The organism is Aeromicrobium sp. YIM 150415, from assembly GCF_016918125.1.
In the GTDB taxonomy this organism is placed as follows: domain Bacteria; phylum Actinomycetota; class Actinomycetes; order Propionibacteriales; family Nocardioidaceae; genus Aeromicrobium; species Aeromicrobium piscarium.
This window is the reverse complement of sequence record NZ_JAERWM010000011.1, coordinates 264,263-283,479: the sequence shown is the minus strand read 5'-3', so window position 1 is coordinate 283,479 and position 19,217 is coordinate 264,263. Positions and strand designations below refer to the sequence as shown.

Genomic DNA, 19,217 nt, shown 5'->3' with positions numbered 1-19,217 from the left:
TCTGGTGTTCGGTCAGAGCTTCGCGGCGACCGACAACTTGAGCAGTTCCGAGGTGCCGGCGAGAATCCTGAACTGTCGATTGCTGGCATAGATTCGCGAGATCGGCATCTCGTCGGCGAGCCCCGCGGCACCGAAGATCTGCACGGCTCCGTCCACGACTCGCGCGCTCACGTCGGTGATGAAGACCTTGCCGGCCGCGGCGGCGGTGCGATCCAGAGCATCGCCCCGGGCGGCATCAATGTTCTGCTTGATGAGAGCGCGCGCTGCCCGCAACTGCACCGCCATCTCGGCGAGACGGATCTTGGTGTTCTGGAAATCGAAAAGGGGACGGTTGCCCTCGACCAGGCGCTCCTTCGAATAGTCGATGGCGAGGTCCAGCGCCAGTTCGGCTTGCCCCAGAGACCGGGCCGCTGTCTGCACGCGATCGATCGCCATCATCGACGAAAGCAGTCTCGCTCCCTCCCCCTCGGCTCCAAGCATCCGGTAGGCGGGAACACGCACGTCGTCGAACGCCAGTTCGCCGAGACCATGGACCGGAAGGCCCACCATGTCGACCCTTCCCCGAGAGAGTCCCTCGGCATCGCCATCAACCGCGAAGATGCTGAGGCCGGCGCGGCTCATCGCGCGGTTGGGGTCCGTCCGAGCGACGACATAGATCACATCGGCCTGGTCTCCCATCGAGATGTACATCTTGTTGCCCCGTAACACCCAGTCCTCGCCGTCGCGACGGGCAGTCGTCCGGATCGCGGCCGAGTTCGTCCCGGCATCCGGCTCCGTGAAGCCGAGTGCCTGGATAGCGCCGGTCAAGATCCTCGGGAAGAGCTCGGCTTTCAGCTCGTCCGTCCCTCCCAGAGCAAGCAGGTTCGTCGCGTTGTCCGTGCAGAAGCAGGTGCCAACCGTCCCATAGCCGAGTGATCTGCCGAGTTCCCAGCTCATGATGAAGTTGAGAATCTCGGTGCCGCCGATCCCGCCATGCTCTTGGGGGACTCGCGAGCCGATGACGCCCGCCTTCGTGCCGACTTCCCAGAGGTGCCGAATGGGCAGGTCACCGGACTCATACATATCGATCTTGGCGTCGATCTCACGGTCCATGAAGCTCCGCACCGTTTGCCGGAACAGCTCCTCGTCACCGGTGAAGATCGACTCGCCACGAATATTGCTTGCCATCAGGCAATCCCTCCTTGACACACAGCGCACACGGGTGATCACGCACCCGGACGATGGGGAGCGAGCACGACGTCCACGTACTCGGAAACGAACGGCTCGAGATCGATCTCGTTGGCTTCCAGCCACGCCGAGTCGAAGTCCTGCCAACCCACTTCCTGGTCGTATCCGAGCTCATTGGTGACCAGGTCGTACCACCCTTCGAAGGCGTCGGTCACCGCGGTCGTCGCGGCTTCCCCGTCGACGCCCTCGGGTGCCGAGTCGGCCAGATGGCTCAACTGGTCATCGAAGAAGGAATCGATCGTCGCGACGACTTCATCGTCGTAGTCGTTGAACGTGATGCCCTTCTCGATCGCCACGTCGATGACCTTGGCGTTCGAGGCGAAGACTCCGTTGCGCAAGAAGGACTCGACGAAGACGTCCAGCCTGTCCCACAAGAGCTGCTGGGCAGCGAGAGGCAGGTCCTCCCATGCCGCGAGGCTCATATCGAACCCACTCGGGTTGGCGGATGCGGAAACCCGAGAATCGAAAGCCCAGTTCTTGCCCACATCGAGCAAGCCGTACACCTGCGCCGCGGTCAGCCCCATGTCGGCGCATTCGACGGTCCCTCGTTGCATCGCATCGAACAGCTCCGAACCTGGAATGTCCACCGGAACCGCGCCCAGCTCCTTGAGGAGCGCCGCCCGCTCGGTCGCCGACGCCCGAACCTGCCGGCCGTCGAAATCGTCGAGCGTGCTGACCGCGTTGCCTTCGGTGCAGAGGAACGCCGAGGGCCCCGTCGCCGTCGCCGGGATCAGCGGCTTCAGGCCGTTGCGCTCGTTCTCCTCGACCAGCGCGTCCTGCTCGCTCCAGATCTGACCCATCGCGCCGACCATCTGCATGGTGCCCACAACCGGTGAGGACTCGTAGAGGAAGGTGGCGCCTCCGAAGTAGTTGCCGACGGCGAACTCCTCCGGTTTGTACTGGATCTGATGCTGGCCGACGTCGACCAGGCCCTCGTTCAGGGCGTCTTCCATCGTTGTGGCATCGGCGATCGATCCGCTGTAGGCGATCTTGAAGGTGATCTTGCCACCCGACCATTCTTCAACCGCCTCCGCCCAATCGACCGCCGACTTGGCATAGTCGGCGTCGGCGCTGACGAGAAGCTGCATCGTCAGCTCAACCGGATCCATCTCCGCAAGGGCATCGATGTAGTCCTCCTTCGATGCGCCCACTCCCACACTCACCTCGTCACCGGATCGCTCGTTCGCACCGCTTCCGCAGCCGGCTAGCACAAGGCCTAGCGATGCTCCGGCGATGACGGTCCTGATGGAAGTTTTCATTGCGCCTCCGTAGTTGAAAAAGTGCCGCCGGTCTTTGAGACCAGAAGAGAAGTAGCGTTGCTCATCAGCTGCCCGGCCTCGGCGACCATGCGCTCGATGATCGTTCGAGTTGGCAGACGCTCGTCGATGAAGCCCGCAACCATTCCGGCTGCGGTGAGACCGTTCTCCACCTCGCCGTCACGCTGCGCGATACGCGCGCGCTCGGCCTTCCAGTCCATAAGTTCGACCTCGGTGAGAGCGCCGTCCTCGATCAGCCTGGTGAGTTCGTCGGTCGCCTTGCCCTTGAGGTACCGGCACGGACCGTAGACGCCGGGCATCAGGATGGAATCTTCCACGCTGGACTTGACGACCTGGTCGATGTACCGCTCATGCCAGTCGTTCTCCACGGAGGTGAGGAAGCGCGTTCCCATTCCTCCGGCCGCCGCTCCCATGGCGAGGACCGCCGCCAGTCCGGCGCCGTCTTTGAGCCCTCCCGACACCACGACGGGCACGTCCACACGACAAAGGACCTCCGGAGCGAGCACCATCGTGCTGATCGGAGTCTTGAGCGTGTGGCCGCCCATCTCATGGCCAGAGGCGATGATCGCATCGACACCGTTCGCCACCGCTTTCTCGGCGTGCCGAGGAGCGCCCACCTTGTGTTGATGAACCATTCCCTCGTCATGCGCCCGCTTCACGAGATCAGGGGAGGGAAGACCCGCCGACGTCGTCAGGACTCGGAGTTGACGCTCAGCCGCCGGATCAGATCTCCGGATCTCGAAGATGACGTCCAGAACGACCTTGGCGCCGGGTCGCTCACCGCCCTCCACCGTGGTACCCACGGGACAGTTCACCGCGACAGGACGGTCCGTCTGGCTCAGCACCAGTTCAACCTGCGCGCGCATCGCGCGCCGGAGAACGACAGGATCCTCGCTCAGCCCAGGCGTACTCAGGCTTCCGAGCGCGCCAGTATTGCTCACCGCCGCAGCAAGGCGCCCAGTACCGAGTACCCCCCCACCCATACCATCTTGCAAAACCGGATGGTGAACGCCAACTAGACGGGTCCACTTCGTTGCGAGTGTTGGCTCAATCAGATTCATCTCGACCTCTGAGGGTGATGTCCTATCGCACGTCAGATGTAATTAATACTCTATAAGACAGAGGGTAGCAGAAATGTGACGGTCGCCACCACCTGCTGGCCGACGCTGCAAGCCGACAGGGGGATCTGTCCACGTAATCCCACGGAAACGGAGTCCGAAGACATCCGAGGCTGTTTTCGCCCACAGGAAGAACGTCGAAGAGGTACCCGGTCGAGCTGCGTTGAGCGAGCGGTCCGGATGGTGACCTGGGTCAGGGGACCACGAGTCGGAGTGGAGGCGATGATCGTGTCGGATAGGAGTCTGAATATGCCTGCAGCGAAGCCGCCGGAGTTCCGGCGTCGTGCCCTGGATCTGGTCGAGGCCGGTGAATCGGTGGCCCGGGTCGCGAGGAATCTAGGGATCAGTGAGTCGTACCTGCGCCGCTGGATGGATCAGGCCGCGGTCGATTCCGGTGCGAAGGAGGGCCTGACCAGCGTGGAGAAGCGTGAGCTGGTCGAACTGCGCCGCAAGAACCGAGTGCTGGAGATGGAGAACGAGATCCTCAAACACGCCAGCGCCTACTTCGCCCGGGAGAACACCCTCCCCAAGAATGGGGTTCCGGCTCGTCCACAAGCTTGCCGACGACGGGTTCCCCGCCGCGGTGACTTGCCGGGTCCTGGAAGTCTCGACGTCTGATTACTACGACCGGCTCAAACGCCCGCCATCAGCGCGAGCGAAGGCCGATGTCGTGCTGACTGAGTCGACCCGGCAAGTGCACTATGAGTCCCGTGGGAGTTCATGCCGAGTTGCAGCTCGAGATGGGCCTGCGATTGGGCCGCAAACGCGTTGCTCGGTTGATGCGCGAGGCCAGAATCCAGGACGTGTGCCACCAGCGTGCGGCGGATCGTAGGCTGGTCAATCGCGGACCATTATTCGCTCCGAGCTGGTCGTCGATGCCCTGGAGATGGCTCGCTGGCAACGTCGTCCCGAACCAGGAACGATCGTCCACGCCGACCGCGGAGCCCAGGACACATCCTGGGTCTTCGGCCATCGCTCCGTTCCACAGGGTTACTCGGATCGATGGGTCGCGTCGCCTCCAGCGTGGACAACGCGGTCATCGAGTCGTTCTGGTCGACCATGCAACGCGCGAGTTGCTGGACCGCCACGACTGGGTCAGTCGTACCGAGCTTGCCACGGCAATCTTCGAATGGATCGAGGGCTGGTACAACCCCTGCCGACGACACACCTCCATACGGAACCTCTCCCCGGCGGAGTTCGAAGCCCTTCACAACACCGCTACCCAGGCGGCACGATCACCACAAAAGAACTGTCCGGGAAACCGGGGCAGACGCCCTCGTCCAGGACCTGAACATCCGCATCATCAACGCGGCCACCGCAGAACTCCTCCGCGAACTGACCCTCGACCCCACCCGGCGTTGCCAGGGAACCGGCCGACCTTCACCCAAATAAGAAACTCCTGAACCCACAAACCGCGGGTTCAGGAGTTTCCCATGTCCTGCGCCATCAAACGGAGCCCCCGACAGGATTCGAACCCGCGACATCCTTATTACAAGTAAGGCGCTCTACCAACTGAGCTACAGGGGCGTGCGCGACCATCGTAGGGCACGCCCCGAGCAGGGGAGCACCACTGGTGCCGCCTCCCACGCGTGGCCTGTGATCTGGGCGATACTGGATCGATGCCCGACTATGAACGGCTGCTGGCCGCCACCGCCGCCCTCGACACGCCCTATGCGATCGTCGACGAGGAGGCGCTGTGGGCCAACGCGCACGATCTCATCGCGCGAGCCGGCGGTCGCCCCATCCGCCTCGCCACCAAGTCGGTACGCGTGCGGTCGATCATCAAGAACGCCCTGACCCTCGAGGGCATCAGCGGACTGATGACCTACTCACTGGCCGAGTCGCTCTGGTGGGCCGATCAGGGTGTCGACGACATCCTGCTGGCCTATCCCACGGTCGACCGTCACGCCCTGCTCGAGCTCGCCGCCAAGGACTACCGGCTCACCTCGATCACCCTCATGGTCGACTCGGTCGATCACCTCGAGTACATCGACCACGTGCTCGGGCGCGAACATCCGGCCGTCCGGGTCGCCATCGATGTCGACGCCTCCTGGCGGATCGGTGGCGCCCATCTGGGAGTCAGGCGCTCCCCTGTCCACACCAAGCGGCAGGTGCGCCGGCTCGCCCAGGCGATCGTCGATCGCCCTGGCTTCACCTTCGCCGGGTTGATGTTCTACGACGCGCAGATCGCCGGCCTGCCCGATACCTCCCTCGCCGTACGGATCGTCAAGCGGCGCTCGGATGCCGAACTGCGCCGTCGTCGCAAGAAGATCGTCAAGGCGGTACGCGCCATCACCAGCGTCGGCCTCGTGAACGGCGGAGGGACCGGCAGCCTGCACGTCACGGGCCGCGATCCGGTCGTCACCGAGCTGACCGCCGGGTCCGGACTGTTCACGCCGACGCTGTTCGACCACTATCGCGCGTTCACCCCGCGCCCGGCGGCCTTCTTCGCGTTGTCGGTCGTGCGCAAGCCCGCTCGGGAGATCGCGACCTGTTTCAGCGGTGGCTACATCGCCTCGGGCCAGACCGGCCCCACACGCGCGCCACGGCCCGTGTGGCCCGAGGGCCTCTCGCTGCTGCACTCCGAGGGGGCGGGCGAGGTCCAGACGCCCGTGGAGGGCCGCGCGGCGCGCTCGCTGTCGGTCGGGGACCGGGTCGTCTTCCGGCATGCCAAGGCCGGAGAGATGTGCGAGCGATTCGACGAGGTCGCCGTCGTCACCTCCGGGGGACAGGTCGTCCGCACGCCCACCTACCGCGGCGAGGGCAAGAACTTCCGATGACCACCTGGACCAATTGGGGCGGCAACGTGACCGCCTCCCCCGCCCTCATCGCGACTCCCGGCACCACGGACGAGGTCGCCGCGCTCGTGCGGGAGCACACGTCGATCAAGGCCGTCGGCGCCGGCCACTCCTTCACCGATATCGCGGTGACCGACGGCGCGCAGTTGCGACTCGACCGGCTGAACCGGGTGCTCTCCTACGATCCGGCGACCCGACGGGTGCGAGTGCAGGCCGGGATCTCGCTGCACGACCTCAATCCGCAGCTGCAGCGGCGAGGTCTCGCCCTGCCGAATCTCGGCGATGTCGATCCGCAGTCGGTCGCCGGGGCCATCTCCACCGGGACACACGGCACGGGCGGGCGCCTGTTCGGCATCGCCAAGGCCGTCGTGGCACTGCAGCTGGTGACCGGCGACGGCTCGGTGGTCGAGGTCGATGAAGGGCACCCGTGGTTCGACGCCGCTCGCGTGGGGCTCGGTGCGCTGGGCATCGTCACGGAGGTGACCCTCCAGTGCGTGCCCGCGTTCCTGCTGAACGCTCGCGAGGAGCCGATGACGCTCTCGACGGTCCTCGCCGATCTCGACGATCTCGTCGACGACAACGACCATTTCGAGTTCTACTGGTTCCCGCATACCGAGAAGGCGCTCACCAAGCGCAACAACCGGGTCGGGGACGGCACGCTCCGTGCTCCGCTCTCGCGCTGGAAGCACTGGCTCGACGACGAGTTCCTGTCCAACACGGTCTACGAGCGCATCAACCGGATCGCGGCTGCCAAGCCGGCGCTCATCCCCCGACTGAATGCGATCTCGGGCTCCACGCTCGGCGCCCGCGAATACACCGATCACTCCTACGACGTGTTCGTGTCGCCGCGCACAGTGCGTTTCCGCGAATCGGAGTTCGCGATGCCGCGCGAGGCGGCGCGACAGGTGATCGCGGAGTTGCAGCGCTGGTTCGAGCGGCGCGAGCAGTTCATCGGCTTCCCGATCGAGGTGCGGTTCTCCGGCGGCGACGATATCTGGATGTCGACGGGGTACCAGCGCGACACCGTCTACGTCGCGGTGCACCAGTATCACCGCAGCGACTACGCCTCCTACTTCGCCGCCGCGCAGGACATCTTCGTCGCCCACGAGGGGCGGCCGCACTGGGGCAAGCTGCACAGCCTCGACGCCGCCTACCTCGCCCAGGTGTATCCGCGCTTCGAGGACTTCCTCGCCGTCCGGGAGCAGGCCGATCCCGAGGGACGCTTCATGAATCCGTATCTCGCCCGCGTCCTGGGCTGAACGTCCTTTCAGCGACGTTCAGCCGGGCTTCAGCGCACGCGAGTGAGGCTGGGGCCATGAACATCAAGGACACGCTCTCAGGGAACAAGAAGAAGACCGTCGTCGTGGGCGGGATCGCCGCGGTGCTCGTGCTCGGAGCCGGCGGCGCCGCGATCGCCGGCGTCGCGGGCAACGACAACCTGCGTGGCGGCGACCGCGACCGGGCCGGTGAGGCGGCCCTCGAACATGTCGGCAAGGGCGAGGTGACCGATGCCGAACGCGGGGACGACGACGATGTCGAGGCCTACGAGGTCGAGGTCACGCGCCCCGACGGCAGCGAGGTCGACGTCAAGCTCGACCAGGACTTCACCGTCATCGACAGTGACGACGACCGGGACGACAGCGGGCCCGAGGCCGATGACCGGCGGTTGAGCGAGGACGAGCGGACCAAGGCGGCCGAGGCCGCTCGGGCCGAGGTGCCGGGCACGGTGCACGATGTCGAGGCCAGCGACGACCGGATCGGCGACGCAACGGCCGCCTACGAGGTCGAGGTCGTGACCGAGGACGGCATCGACTGGGATGTCTGGCTCGACGACCAGTTCGCCGTCATCGACAGCCGCCAGGACTGACCCGGGAGCAGTGATCTACACACCTCTCCCATCGGGGCGCGGTGGATTACACACCTCTCACTCGCGACGAGGGGTGTGTAAGTCACCGCCCCGGTCGGCGAGAGGTGCGTAGGTCACCGCCCCGGGTCAGGGGAGGAAGATGCGGGCGACGAAGTAGAAGAGCGCGGCGACGGTGGCCGCGGCGGGGATGGTGACGACCCAGGCCACCACGATGCCCTGCGCCACGCCCCAGCGCACCGCGCTGAACCGCTGCGTCGCCCCCGCGCCCATGATCGCCGAGGTGATCGTGTGGGTCGTCGAGACGGGCGCGTGCAGGCCGATCGCCATCACATAGAGCACCGATGCCGCGGTCGCCTCGGCGGCGAAGCCCTTCGGCGGATCGAGCTCGATGATGCGCCGGCCGAGGGTACGCATGATCCGCCAGCCACCCGAGTAGGTGCCGGCCGCGATCGCCGAGGCGGCCGCGACGATCACCCAGAACGGCACGTCATTGCCGTCATGCAGTCCGCCGGCCACCAGCGCGAGCACGATGATGCCCATCGTCTTCTGCGCGTCCTGGAGTCCGTGACCCAGCGCCATGCCGGCCGCCGAGACGGTCTGCGCGAGGCGGAAGCCGCGATTGACACGCGTCGGTCGGGCCTTCCGGAAGACCCACATGATGATGACCATGAGCAGATAGGCGCCGATGAAGCCCACCGCGGGCGACAGCACCATCGGGATGGCCACCTTGCTGATCAGCAGATCCCAGCTCACCGTCGTCGCCGAGGCGATGCCCGCGCCGACGATGCCGCCGATCAGGGCGTGCGAGGACGACGACGGGATGCCGAAGTACCACGTGATGAGGTTCCAGGTGATCGCACCGATCAGCGCGGCGAGCACGATCGTCAGCGCATGGGCAGAGCCCTCCCCTTGACCCGGCGCCGTGTCGATCTGGATCAGCTCCTGGATCGTCTGCGCCACGCCGACGCCCAGCCAGGCGCCGACGAAGTTGAGGATGGCCGCCATCGCGAGCGCGACACGCGGCGTGAGCGCACGGGTCGAGACCGAGGTCGCGATCGCATTGGCCGCATCGTGGAAGCCGTTGGTGTAGTCGAACACCAGCGCGATCACCACGACGGTAATCACCATCGCCAGGGTGAGATCCACCGGTCAGGACTCCTTGACGGTGATCTGCTCGATCGTGTTGGCGACCGACTCGAAGGCATCGATCGCCTGCTCCACCGACTCCACGACGTCCTTGAGCTTCAGCACCTGCATCGCCTTGTAGCTGCCGTCGAAGAGGTGCGCCAGGATGCGGCGGTGGTTGCGGTCGCCTTCGTTCTCGAGCCGGTTGATCTCGATCCAGTACTCCTCCAGATCGGTCATCGTCCGCAGGCGCGGCATGGCCTCGGCGGTGAGCTGCGCGGCGCGCTGCAATACCGCGATCTGGGAGGCGAAGGCCTCGGGGAACTCGCTGACTCCGTAGAGCACGATGCTGTCGACCGCTTCGTCCATGTGGTCCATGACGTCGTCGAGGTTGCTGGCGAGGTCGTAGATGTCCTCGCGGTCGAAAGGCGTGATGAAGGTGCTGTTGACGCGCTTGATGATGCGGTGCGTCGTCTCATCGGCCTGGTGCTCGGCCTCACGCATCCGCTCGGCGATATCGCCATTGTCGATGTCGGCGTCGAGCACCTGGGCGAGCAGGTTCGCGCCGCCCACGAGATGCTCGGCGGCTTCGGTGAAGAGCTCGTAGAAGGTCGTTTCGACCGGTCGGATGCGGAACCGCACGCGGTACTCCTAGAGAGGCGGAAGTTGGCCGCCCACCATGCTAAAGGGCAGGTGCCCAGCGGCACGAGTCGCGGTCGCTGAAAGCGGTCTTCGGCCGACCGGCGACGGAGACGTCCTCGGTCGTCGAGCAACCCAACCGTCGCGTCACCACCTCGGTCGTCAAGCAACCCAACCGGCGCGTCACCACCTCGGTCGTCGAGCAACCCAACCGTCGCGTCACCACCTCGGTCGTCAAGCAACCCGACCGGCGCGTCACCACCTCGGTCGTCGAGCAACCCAACCGGCGACGGAGACGTCCTCGGTGGTTGAGTAGCCCGACCGGCGACGAAGGAGCTCGGTCGGGCGTATCGAAACCACCCCTCCGAACACCGGATCCCCCCTACTCCGTGATGAGACCACCAGGATCGATGCCGAGGAGGGCGTCGATCTGCTCGGCGGTCAGCGGCGTGACAGCTCCCGATGCAGCGATCATCAACCGGCTGACGAGGTCGATCTCGGCCAGGACGGCGTCGTCGCGCAGACGCTCATCGAGGGGTCCGAGCTCGCCTGCGGGGGGATGCGGCTCCACGGAGCGCAGCGTACCGCTCACCGCGCTTGGGCGTCGATCGTCCCTAGAACTGCCGGGAGCACGGCGCTCCAGCGATCGCTGAGCTCGGCCACTCCCACCTCGAACTGGCCGTCGACGACGATGCGATCCCCGCCGGTGCGGCCGATCGAGGAGAGCTCGACATCGAAACGCTCGGCGAGGGAGACGAAGGCCTCGTGGTTCTCCTCGGCGACGACGACGAGCGCGCGACCGGTGGTCTCGCTGAACAGATCCGCGAAGGGATCGTCGAGCTCCAGCGTGACGCCGACGCCGTGACGGAAGGCGGCCTCGGCCACGGCGACCGCGAGCCCGCCATCGGACAGGTCATGCGCGGACTCGACGATGACCTCCTTGGCGGCATGCACCATGAGATCGGCCAGCCGGCGCTCGGCGTCGAGGTCGACCGCCGGGGGCAGTCCTCCGAGGTGGCCGTGGACGACATCGGCCCACGTCGATCCCGACAGCTCGTCGGTGGTCGCGCGGCCGACCAGCAGCACGTGCGCGCCGTCGCTGCGGAAGCCCGTGGCGATGCGCTGGCGCACGTCGGCCATGACACCGAGCACGCCGACGACGGGTGTGGGCAGGATCGGGGTCTCGCCGGTCTGGTTGTAGAACGAGACATTGCCGCCGGTCACCGGGATCCCGAGTTCGGCGCAGGCGTCCTTGAGCCCGTGGGTGGCGCGCTCGAACTGCCACATGACGTCGGGGTCCTCCGGGGAGCCGAAGTTGAGGCAGTCGGTGACGGCGAGCGGCAAAGCACCGGACATGGCGACATTGCGATAGGACTCGGCCAACGCCAGTTGGGCGCCGGCGTAGGGGTCGAGCTTGGCGAAGCGACCGTTGCAGTCGGTCGAGATCGCGACCCCGAGGCCGGTCTCGTCGTCGATGCGGATCATGCCGGCATCGTCGGGCTCGCCGAGCACCGTGTTGCCGAGGACGTAGCGGTCGTACTGCTTGGTGACCCAGCTCTTGTCCGCGATATTCGGGCTGGTCAGCACCTGCTCGAACTGCTCGCGCAGCTCCTCGCTCGTGGCCGGGCGCGGGAGTCGCTCGGCGGCATCGGCCTGCAGGTCGTCCTGCCAGGAGGGACGCGCGTAGGGGCGTTCGTAGACGGGGCCGTCGTGCGCGACGGAGCGCGGGGGAACGTCGACGACGGTCTCGCCGTGCCAGTCGATGACGAGGTGATCGCCGTCGGTGACCTCGCCGACGACGACGGCCTCGACATCCCACTTGTCGCAGATGTCCATGAAGCCCGCGAGATGCTCGGGCTCGACGACCGCCATCATGCGCTCCTGGCTCTCGCTCATGAGGATCTCCTCGGGCGAGAGCGTGGAGTCGCGCAGCGGGACGTGGCTGAGCTCCACGTGCATGCCGCCGTCTCCGGCGCTCGCGAGCTCACTCGTGGCGCAGGACAGTCCGGCGCCGCCGAGATCCTGGATGCCGTTGACCACGCCGGCGGCGAAGAGCTCGAGGGTGCACTCGATGAGCAGCTTCTCCATGAACGGGTCGCCGACCTGGACGGCGGGGCGCCTGCTGGGGCCCTCCGCGTCGAAGGTCTCCGAGGCCAGGACGCTCACGCCGCCGATGCCGTCGCCGCCGGTGCGGGCGCCATAGAGCACGACCTTGTTGCCGGTGCCGGTGGCGTGGGCGAGGTGGAGGTCCTCGTGGCGCAGCACGCCGACGCAGAGCGCGTTGACGAGCGGGTTGCCGACGTAGGTCTCGTCGAAGACCACCTCACCGCCGATATTGGGCAGGCCGAGGCAGTTGCCGTAGCCGCCGACGCCGGCCACGATGCCGGGCAGCACGCGGGCGGTGTCGGGGGCGTCGAGGGGGCCGAAGCGCAGCGGATCCATGACCGCGACGGGCCGGGCACCCATCGCGAGGATGTCGCGCACGATGCCGCCGATGCCGGTCGCGGCGCCCTGGTACGGCTCGATGTAGCTGGGGTGGTTGTGCGACTCGACCTTGAAGGTGACGGCATACCCTTGGCCGATGTCGATGACGCCGGCGTTCTCGCCGATACCGGCGAGGGTCTTGCCCAGCGGCGTCTCCTGCGGCAGCTCGCCGAACTTGCGCAGGTGCACCTTGCTGGACTTGTAGGAGCAGTGCTCGCTCCACATCACCGAGTACATGGCGAGCTCGGCACCGGTGGGGCGGCGGCCGAGGATCTCACGGATGCGCTCGTACTCGTCCGGTTTGAGGCCCAGTTCGGCCCAGGGCTGCTCGTGGTCAGGGGTGGAGGAGGCGTGCTCGACGGTATCCAGCGTCACGATCCCAGCCTACTGGTGTCGCTCGGCCCGCCCAGCCGGCACTCGCCTCCCCGCCAGGAGCGGTGAGTTACGCACCCATCCGGGGCGCGGACAGGTGCGTCAACCACCGCCCCCGGGTACGAGAGGTGCGTAGCCCACCGCCCTCTGCCACGTAGCGACATCGGCGGGCCAGGCGGGCACTTGTGTCAGTCGATCAGCTCGGAGGGCACCAGGCTCAGGGCGAGAGGTTCTACGACCTCGAACCGCTCGGCGCCGGCGGCCCGGGCCACCTCGGCGTACTCGCCGTCGATGAGCGTCCAGGCCGTCACCGACGGCACGTCGGGATCGACCACCCAGTAGTGGGCACAGCCGGCGCGCTGTAGCCGCTCCTTCTTCAACAGCAGATCGAAATTGCGCGTCGACGGCGACAACACCTCCACCGCCAGCAGCGGCGGAACGGTGACCCCTCGATCTGTGAGGTCACGCCGGGAGACCACGAGGAGATCCGGCTGCATGACCGTATCTGCCGCCAGCGCCACATCGAAGGGCGCGAAGAACACTTCCTCGCTCTCCGGGCAATGGTCCTCGACAATGCGCGACAGTTTTCGGATGACCCGCTGGTGCACCGGACGCGGTGCCGGGCTCACCAGGAGCACCCCGTCGATGAGCTCGTAGCGGTGCCCGTCATCGGGCATCGTGTCCAGATCGTCGCGGGTCAGCGCCCTGCCGCGCGGCAGGCCGAGGACCTCCGGAACAGCCATGGCAGTCATCGTAGTTCGCTCCTTTCCCCATGACCATCATCGAAACGGACTCCGGGCCTGGCCACCAGGCCCTCGGCGAAAGCTGTGGACAAGCGCAGCGTCCCCCGAGTCTGTGGACAGCTCTCGGGTGATTCGGCCGATCGGCCCCGGCGGCGGCTCCGGGCTGCGACGATGAGGCATGGATGTCGAACTGCTGACCGCTGCGCTCATGGAGCCCGCCCTCGGTCCGGCGGTGCCCGCGCAGGTGCTGCTGTGTGACACCGGGAAGGGTCTCGTGCTGATCGACACCGGCTTCGGCCTCGCCGATCTGACCGACCCGGCGCACCGTCTCGGACCGATGCGGCATCTGCTCCGGCCCCGTGTCGACCCGTCCCTCACCGTCGTCGAGCAGCTGCGTCGGCGCGGCATCGAGGCAGGGGCGGTGACCGATATCGTCCTCACGCATCTCGACCTGGACCATATGGGTGGCGTGGACGACTTTCCGGAGGCTCGGGTGCACACGACCGCCGACGAGTACGCCGCGGCGGTCACCGATCCCGACCCGCTCGATCGGATCCGGTACCGGAGAAGCCAGCTCGCGACACTCCCCCGGCCGGTCCTCCACACCGGCCGCGGCGACGTGTGGGAGTTCGGCTTCACCGGCCACGAGGTGCTGCCCGGGGTGGTGCTGGTGCCGATGCCGGGACACTCACGTGGCCACGCCGCGGTGGCGGTGGCGCAGGACGACCGGTGGATCCTGCACGCCGGCGACGCGCTCTTCGACGCGAGCGTCCTCGATCCGGCGCTGCCACGGCGCGGCACGCTGCGGGCCTTCGAGCGTTCCGTCGGCCGCGATCAGCGGGCGATCTCGCGCAACCACCGGCTGCTCTCCGAGCTACACCTGCTCCCGCAGGTCACCGTCGTCCTCGCCCACGACGACCGCACGACCCTCTGACCTCGGCCCGGTTCCGTGGGCGGGACATCGGGGACGCAGGATGTGATTTCGTGGTCGTCCTGGCAACCACAGAATCACATCCTGCGTCGCCGGTGGCCCAACTGACACAGGCGGTGAGTTATCCCTGACTTCAGGCGCTCAGGTGCGTGATTGCCCACCGCCCACCGGAGGTCAGGCGGGGAGGAGCTCGTTCACGACATCGCGCAGCAGCTCGTAGCCGCGCTGGGTCAAGATCGACTCGGCATGGAACTGGATGCCGCGATAGTGCGGCCCGGCCACGAGGTGGACGTCGCCGTTGTCATCGGTCTCGACGCCGACCCCCTCGGGCAACCCGGTCTCGGGCACCCGCGCGACGAAGGTGTTGTAGAACCCCACCGTCTCGGTCCGGCCGAGCACGTCGAGCCGGCTCTGCGTGCCCTGGAAGACGATGTCCTTGAAGGTGAGATCCAGGCCCAGCTGGTGGCAGAGCGTCTGGTGACCCAGGCACACGCCCAGGAACGGCCGGCCCGAGGCGAGCAGCCGGTCCACGGCCCCCCTCAGCACCCGCATCTTGGGCTCGTCGGCACGAGGATCGCCCGGCCCGGGCCCGACGACGACGAGGTCGTAGCCGTCGAGGTCCCCCTCGGCGTAGTCGTCGTGACGCACGATATCGGTGGACATCCCGAGGACGCCGAACACGTGGGAGAGCATGTTGACGAAGTCGTCCTCGCCGTCGAGGATCACGACCCGCTTGCCGACCAGATGCGGTTCCGGCTCGGTGCCGGACTGGTCGCTGAGCCAGAACTGGCTGAGTCGCTGGTTGCGCGAGCCGAGGGCGATGAGCACGTCGTCCTCGCGGGTGAACGCGTCGAATCCCTCGGCGGCGGGCGGTGCTGCGTCCACGAGCCCGAAGGCGCTGAGGATGCCGGCGGCCTTGGCCCAGGTCTCGGCGGTCTCATAGGCGGCATCGGAGTCGCGCACGAGGGTCGCGCCGGCGCTGACCTTGAGACGGCCGTCGAGGTCGACATCGGCCGTGCGGATGAGGATGGGAGCGTCGGCCTTCTGCCGGCCCTCGGCGTCGCGCCCGACCAGTGCGGCGATCGAGGCGTAGTAACCGCGTCCCTCCGGCTCGTACTGCGCGATGAGCCGGCAGGCGTTCTCCACCGGGCTGCCGGTGACCGTGGCGGCGAACATCGAGTCGCGCAGCACGTCACGCACGTCGCGATCGGTGCGGCCGGCGAGCAGATACTCGGTGTGCACGAGGTGGCTCATCGGCTTGAGGTAGGGACCGAGCACGAGTCCGCCCTCATGGCAGATGTCGCACATCATCTTGAGCTCCTCGTCGACGACCATGAAGAGCTCGTAGATCTCCTTCTCGTCGGAGAGGAAGCGCAGCAGCTCGCGCTTGCGGTCGGCGTGGGTCTCGAGGCCGCGCATGCGGAAGGTCCCCGAGATGGGGTTCATGCGCACCTGGCCGGCGTCGAGGCTGACATGGCGCTCGGGGCTCGCCCCGATGAGATAGCGGTCGCCGGTGAAGATGAGGAAGGTCCAGAAGGCTCCGCGCTCGCGTTCGAGCAGGCGGCGCAGCACGGTCAGCGCGCGCTCGTGGCCCCAGTCCGCGACCTGCGCGCGGTAGTGGCGGCCGATGACGAGATTGGCCCCCTCCCCCACGCCGATCTCGCCGTCGATGATCTGCCGCACGATCTCGGCGTAGTCGTCATCGCTGGTGTCGAAGCCGCCGCGGTCGACGAATTCGACGGGAGCGTCGGGCAGCTGGTCGAGCACCTCGGCCAGCGGGACCTCGGCGAGGAGGTCGGCGCGGATGACCGACAGCGGCGTGCCGTCCTGGTGGGCGTCGAATCCCCGCTCGCGGACCTGAGCGTAGGGGACGAGCACGAGGTGATCCCATCGCTCCTCCGCACCGTCGACGACGGGGATGTCGGCCAGGCTCTCGATATCGGTGCGGGGGCCGCCGATGAGCGTGACGGTGTCGGCCTCACGCCCGCGGATGAGGGCGAAGGCCGGTTGAGCGAGCAGATCATCGAGCAGGGTCATGGTCTTCCTACGTGTCGCGGCCGTGGACGACGAACGCCCAGTACCGGCCTACGGCGGACTGGGCGTTGGGAACAACGGGACGACAGGCCACCTAGGAGCGGCGCCACCAGGTGCGAGTCGTCATGGACGGCAGCGTAGCGCACCCCCGCTCGGTCCCCAGCGCGGCGGTAGACCATCAACCCTTCCTCTCGGGAGCGGTGACCTACGCACCCCTCCCCGCTCAGGGCGGTGACGTACGCACCCCTCCCGACGCTCGAGACGTGCGTAACCCACCGCTCCCCAGACTGAGAGGTGCGTAGGTCACCGCCCTGCGGAGGTCGATGGCGGGTGCTGGAGAGGTAGCGAGCACGGATGCCACACTGATCGCGTGGAGATCGACGAGGACACGTTGCGCGATGACCTGGCCACCCTCGTGGGCTTCGGGGCGATCGGGGGCTCGGAGGCCGAGGTGGCCATCCAGCACTGGTGCGCCGAGCGTCTCACCTCCCTCGGCCTCGAGGTCGATCACTGGCACGCCGATCTCGAGGATCTGCGCGGCGATCCGGACTATCCCGGCGAGGAGGTCGAGCGCGAGGAGATGTGGGGCTGCGTCGCCGCCACCTCCTCCGATCGCCCCGCGTTGATCCTGGCCGGACACGTCGATGTCGTGCCGATCGGCGAGGTCGGTCTGTGGGAGTCCGACCCGTTCACCCTGACCATCCGCGACGGCCGTTGGCGAGGTCGCGGCACCTGCGACATGCTCGGCGGGGTGGCGGCGATCTTCGCCGCCGCGCGGGCCGTCGACCACCGCTCCCTCGCTCGCCCTTTCGCGATCCACACCGTCGTCGCCGAGGAGGACGGCGGGCTCGGCACCTTCGACACCCTGCGTCGCGGGCACGCCGGCGATGCCTGTCTCATCGCCGAGCCGACGGCCGGTCGGGTGGTCGCCGCCAATGCCGGATCGCTGACCTTCCGGCTCGAGATCCGCGGCGCCGCGACCCACGGCTCGATGCGCCGCGACGGCGTGTCCGCGATCGGCCTGCTTCCGCGCGTGCTCGCGGCCATCGATGAGCTCGAGGCCCGGCGCAATGCCGATGTCCCGACGCTGTTCGGACCGCTGCCGTTCCCGATCTCGGTGGGCATCCTCACCGCGGGCGACTGGGCCAGCACGGTCCCCGACCGGCTCGTCGCCGAAGGCCGCTACGGCGTCCGTCCGGGGGAGAGCTTCGCCGACGCCGAGGCCGCGTTCGAGCGCCACATCGGGCAGTTGTGTGCACAGGACCCGTGGCTGCGGGAGAACCCGATCGACGTGAGCTGGCCTGGGGGTCGCTTCGCGGCGGGCATGACCGATCCGGACCACCACTTCGTGCGGCAGGTGGGTGAGCTGACCGGGGCGGGGGCCGCGGGTGCTCCCTACGGCTCCGACCTGCGGCTGTACGTGGGAGCGGAGATCCCGACCGTGCAGTACGGGCCCGGGGCCATCGCCGATGCCCACGCCGTGGACGAGTCCGTGCCGATCGACGACGTCGTGCACTGCGCCGAGGTCTATCGCGATCTCATCCTCGCCCGTTGCACGTAGCCTTCTGCCAGGCCCGTAGCCCGAAGGAGCACGATGAACGGTCGATCCGAACACGCGGCGATCGCCCTGCGCACCCTCCTTCGCACCCGTGTCGACTCGGTGAAGGCGCTCTCCGAGGAGAGCGACCTGAGCATCGCGGACCTGCGTCCGGCGTTGGCCGAGCTGGCGGAGGCCGGGCATCTGAGTGTGGCGGGAGACCGCGTCGAGCTGTTGCCCCCGCTGCAGGCGGCCCAACGGCGGATCCTGGCCGTGACCGAGCAAGCCCATCGGGCGCTGGAGACAGTGAGCGCGACGATCGAGGATCTGCCGACCCTGCTGGCGGACTGGCAGGCCGGCAGCACCGCCGGCGCACACGGGGATCTGTTCTCAGTGGAGGTGCTGAACGGAGCCCAGGCCGTCACGAGCTTCTGGAGCCGCACGGGCTTCGGGTGGGCCGATGCGAGCAAGCCGGTCCGGATCCTGTCGCCCAGTCTTGCCTTCGTGGACGATTTCGGGGTGCCGGATGTCTCCGCCGCGGATGACTACATGCGGGACCATGCGATCGATGCCCGATGCCTCCTACCGCTGGAGGCGGTCACGGAGCCTCCGGACGGCCGGGATTTCGCTGCGTTGATCGCGCCGACGGCTCAGGTCAGGCTGGCGCGCCGGGTGCCGAGCTGGTTCATCGTCCACGGCGACACCGTCGCCGTGCCGCTCAGCTGGGGTGAGCCCCGGTTGAGCAGCATGCTCGTGATCACGTCGGCCTCACTGGCACGGCTCGCCGCGGAGTTCTTCGACGAGCTCTGGCATCAGGGCGTGCCCTTCGCGCCGGCCGATGACCGTGAGGAGGCCCCCGATTGGAGCAGTCTCCTGGAGTTGATGACGCAGAGCGCGACCGTGCAGGGTGCTGCTCGTGCGCTGGGCATCTCCGAACGCACCGCTCGGCGCCGGCTGGCCGCCGCGATGCGCCACTACGAGGTCGATGGCCTCTTTGCGCTGGGCGCTGCCTGGCAACGCACCGACGCTCCAGAATGACCGCAATATGACATGGCCAGTAATGGT

17 protein-coding genes and 1 tRNA gene are annotated in these 19,217 nt (G+C 67.4%); 8 read left to right on the top strand and 10 right to left on the bottom strand.

The window, feature by feature from the left end; genetic code table 11:
* Positions 1-12 precede the first annotated feature (12 nt).
* The 3 genes from JL108_RS08900 to JL108_RS08890 all read right to left on the bottom strand — a co-directional run bounded on the left by JL108_RS08900 (position 13) and on the right by JL108_RS08890 (position 3,565).
* Positions 13-1,209, bottom strand: coding sequence for an acyl-CoA dehydrogenase family protein (locus JL108_RS08900; protein WP_205197953.1), 1,197 nt, complete (start codon positions 1,207-1,209; stop codon positions 13-15).
* On the bottom strand, positions 1,206-2,378 hold the full coding sequence (locus tag JL108_RS08895; protein ID WP_205197952.1) for a hypothetical protein: 1,173 nt from the start codon (positions 2,376-2,378) through the stop codon (positions 1,206-1,208). The genes JL108_RS08900 and JL108_RS08895 overlap by 4 nt, the downstream gene beginning before the upstream one ends.
* A 104-nt stretch (positions 2,379-2,482) precedes the next feature.
* Entirely contained in the window at positions 2,483-3,565 is a 1,083-nt protein-coding gene (locus JL108_RS08890) for a nitronate monooxygenase family protein (RefSeq protein ID WP_205197951.1), read from the bottom strand.
* 306 nt (positions 3,566-3,871) lie between these two features.
* Between JL108_RS08890 and JL108_RS08885 the strand changes: the two genes are divergently transcribed.
* On the top strand, positions 3,872-4,240 hold the full coding sequence (locus tag JL108_RS08885; protein ID WP_205197950.1) for a transposase: 369 nt from the start codon (positions 3,872-3,874) through the stop codon (positions 4,238-4,240).
* Positions 4,241-4,323: 83 nt separating this feature from the next.
* Complete coding sequence (locus JL108_RS20600) at positions 4,324-5,025, top strand: IS3 family transposase (RefSeq protein WP_374190846.1); 702 nt, start codon at positions 4,324-4,326, stop codon at positions 5,023-5,025.
* A 51-nt stretch (positions 5,026-5,076) separates the two neighbouring features.
* Here the strand turns inward: JL108_RS20600 and JL108_RS08880 are convergent.
* Positions 5,077-5,149: transfer RNA gene (locus JL108_RS08880), tRNA-Thr, on the bottom strand.
* A 92-nt stretch (positions 5,150-5,241) separates the two neighbouring features.
* Between JL108_RS08880 and JL108_RS08875 the strand changes: the two genes are divergently transcribed.
* The 3 genes from JL108_RS08875 to JL108_RS08865 are packed head-to-tail and all read left to right on the top strand — an operon-like array spanning position 5,242 to position 8,287.
* Positions 5,242-6,402: an amino acid deaminase/aldolase gene (locus JL108_RS08875; protein WP_205197949.1), complete on the top strand. Its 1,161-nt coding sequence runs from the start codon at positions 5,242-5,244 to the stop codon at positions 6,400-6,402.
* Positions 6,399-7,679: a D-arabinono-1,4-lactone oxidase gene (locus JL108_RS08870; protein ID WP_205197948.1), complete on the top strand. Its 1,281-nt coding sequence runs from the start codon at positions 6,399-6,401 to the stop codon at positions 7,677-7,679. The genes JL108_RS08875 and JL108_RS08870 overlap by 4 nt, the downstream gene beginning before the upstream one ends.
* Positions 7,680-7,735: 56 nt before the next feature.
* Complete coding sequence (locus JL108_RS08865) at positions 7,736-8,287, top strand: PepSY domain-containing protein (RefSeq protein WP_205197947.1); 552 nt, start codon at positions 7,736-7,738, stop codon at positions 8,285-8,287.
* Positions 8,288-8,413: 126 nt separating this feature from the next.
* Here the strand turns inward: JL108_RS08865 and JL108_RS08860 are convergent, their stop codons facing one another.
* The 5 genes from JL108_RS08860 to JL108_RS08840 form a co-directional block, all read right to left on the bottom strand.
* On the bottom strand, positions 8,414-9,433 hold the full coding sequence (locus JL108_RS08860; protein ID WP_185973241.1) for an inorganic phosphate transporter: 1,020 nt from the start codon (positions 9,431-9,433) through the stop codon (positions 8,414-8,416).
* 3 nt (positions 9,434-9,436) lie between these two features.
* Positions 9,437-10,054, bottom strand: a complete 618-nt coding sequence (locus JL108_RS08855; RefSeq protein ID WP_143914930.1) for a DUF47 domain-containing protein — start codon at positions 10,052-10,054, stop codon at positions 9,437-9,439.
* A 379-nt stretch (positions 10,055-10,433) separates the two neighbouring features.
* The gene (locus JL108_RS08850; RefSeq protein WP_205197946.1) at positions 10,434-10,622 is read right to left on the bottom strand and encodes a hypothetical protein; all 189 of its coding nucleotides are present in this window, start codon (positions 10,620-10,622) and stop codon (positions 10,434-10,436) included.
* 17 nt (positions 10,623-10,639) lie between these two features.
* Positions 10,640-12,910: a phosphoribosylformylglycinamidine synthase subunit PurL gene (purL, locus tag JL108_RS08845; RefSeq protein ID WP_205197945.1), complete on the bottom strand. Its 2,271-nt coding sequence runs from the start codon at positions 12,908-12,910 to the stop codon at positions 10,640-10,642.
* A gap of 185 nt (positions 12,911-13,095) precedes the next feature.
* Positions 13,096-13,650 (bottom strand): Uma2 family endonuclease, encoded by a 555-nt coding sequence (locus JL108_RS08840; protein ID WP_205197944.1) that lies wholly within the window; start codon positions 13,648-13,650, stop codon positions 13,096-13,098.
* 178 nt (positions 13,651-13,828) lie between these two features.
* Between JL108_RS08840 and JL108_RS08835 the strand changes: the two genes are divergently transcribed.
* Positions 13,829-14,584: an MBL fold metallo-hydrolase gene (locus tag JL108_RS08835; RefSeq protein WP_205197943.1), complete on the top strand. Its 756-nt coding sequence runs from the start codon at positions 13,829-13,831 to the stop codon at positions 14,582-14,584.
* A 171-nt stretch (positions 14,585-14,755) separates the two neighbouring features.
* Here the strand turns inward: JL108_RS08835 and JL108_RS08830 are convergent, their stop codons facing one another.
* Positions 14,756-16,618, bottom strand: a complete 1,863-nt coding sequence (locus JL108_RS08830) for an anthranilate synthase family protein (protein WP_205197942.1) — start codon at positions 16,616-16,618, stop codon at positions 14,756-14,758.
* A 367-nt stretch (positions 16,619-16,985) separates the two neighbouring features.
* Here JL108_RS08830 and JL108_RS08825 point away from each other — a divergent pair, with 367 nt between their 5' ends.
* Both JL108_RS08825 and JL108_RS08820 read left to right on the top strand, forming a co-directional pair.
* Positions 16,986-18,176, top strand: a complete 1,191-nt coding sequence (locus JL108_RS08825; RefSeq protein ID WP_205197941.1) for an ArgE/DapE family deacylase — start codon at positions 16,986-16,988, stop codon at positions 18,174-18,176.
* A gap of 33 nt (positions 18,177-18,209) precedes the next feature.
* The gene (locus JL108_RS08820; protein WP_205197940.1) at positions 18,210-19,190 is read left to right on the top strand and encodes a hypothetical protein; all 981 of its coding nucleotides are present in this window, start codon (positions 18,210-18,212) and stop codon (positions 19,188-19,190) included.
* Positions 19,191-19,217: the final 27 nt, after the last annotated feature.

Bases quoted from the DNA above. Each gene is read 5' to 3' on its own strand.
- JL108_RS08890 (WP_205197951.1), bottom strand. From the start codon at position 3,565: ATGAATCTGATTGAGCCAACACTCGCAACGAAGTGGACCCGTCTAGTT.
- JL108_RS08885 (WP_205197950.1), top strand. From the start codon at position 3,872: ATGCCTGCAGCGAAGCCGCCGGAGTTCCGGCGTCGTGCCCTGGATCTG.
- JL108_RS20600 (WP_374190846.1), top strand. From the start codon at position 4,324: ATGAGTCCCGTGGGAGTTCATGCCGAGTTGCAGCTCGAGATGGGCCTG.
- JL108_RS08875 (WP_205197949.1), top strand. From the start codon at position 5,242: ATGCCCGACTATGAACGGCTGCTGGCCGCCACCGCCGCCCTCGACACG.
- JL108_RS08870 (WP_205197948.1), top strand. From the start codon at position 6,399: ATGACCACCTGGACCAATTGGGGCGGCAACGTGACCGCCTCCCCCGCC.
- JL108_RS08865 (WP_205197947.1), top strand. From the start codon at position 7,736: ATGAACATCAAGGACACGCTCTCAGGGAACAAGAAGAAGACCGTCGTC.
- JL108_RS08840 (WP_205197944.1), bottom strand. From the start codon at position 13,650: ATGGCTGTTCCGGAGGTCCTCGGCCTGCCGCGCGGCAGGGCGCTGACC.
- JL108_RS08835 (WP_205197943.1), top strand. From the start codon at position 13,829: ATGGATGTCGAACTGCTGACCGCTGCGCTCATGGAGCCCGCCCTCGGT.
- JL108_RS08830 (WP_205197942.1), bottom strand. From the start codon at position 16,618: ATGACCCTGCTCGATGATCTGCTCGCTCAACCGGCCTTCGCCCTCATC.
- JL108_RS08820 (WP_205197940.1), top strand. From the start codon at position 18,210: ATGAACGGTCGATCCGAACACGCGGCGATCGCCCTGCGCACCCTCCTT.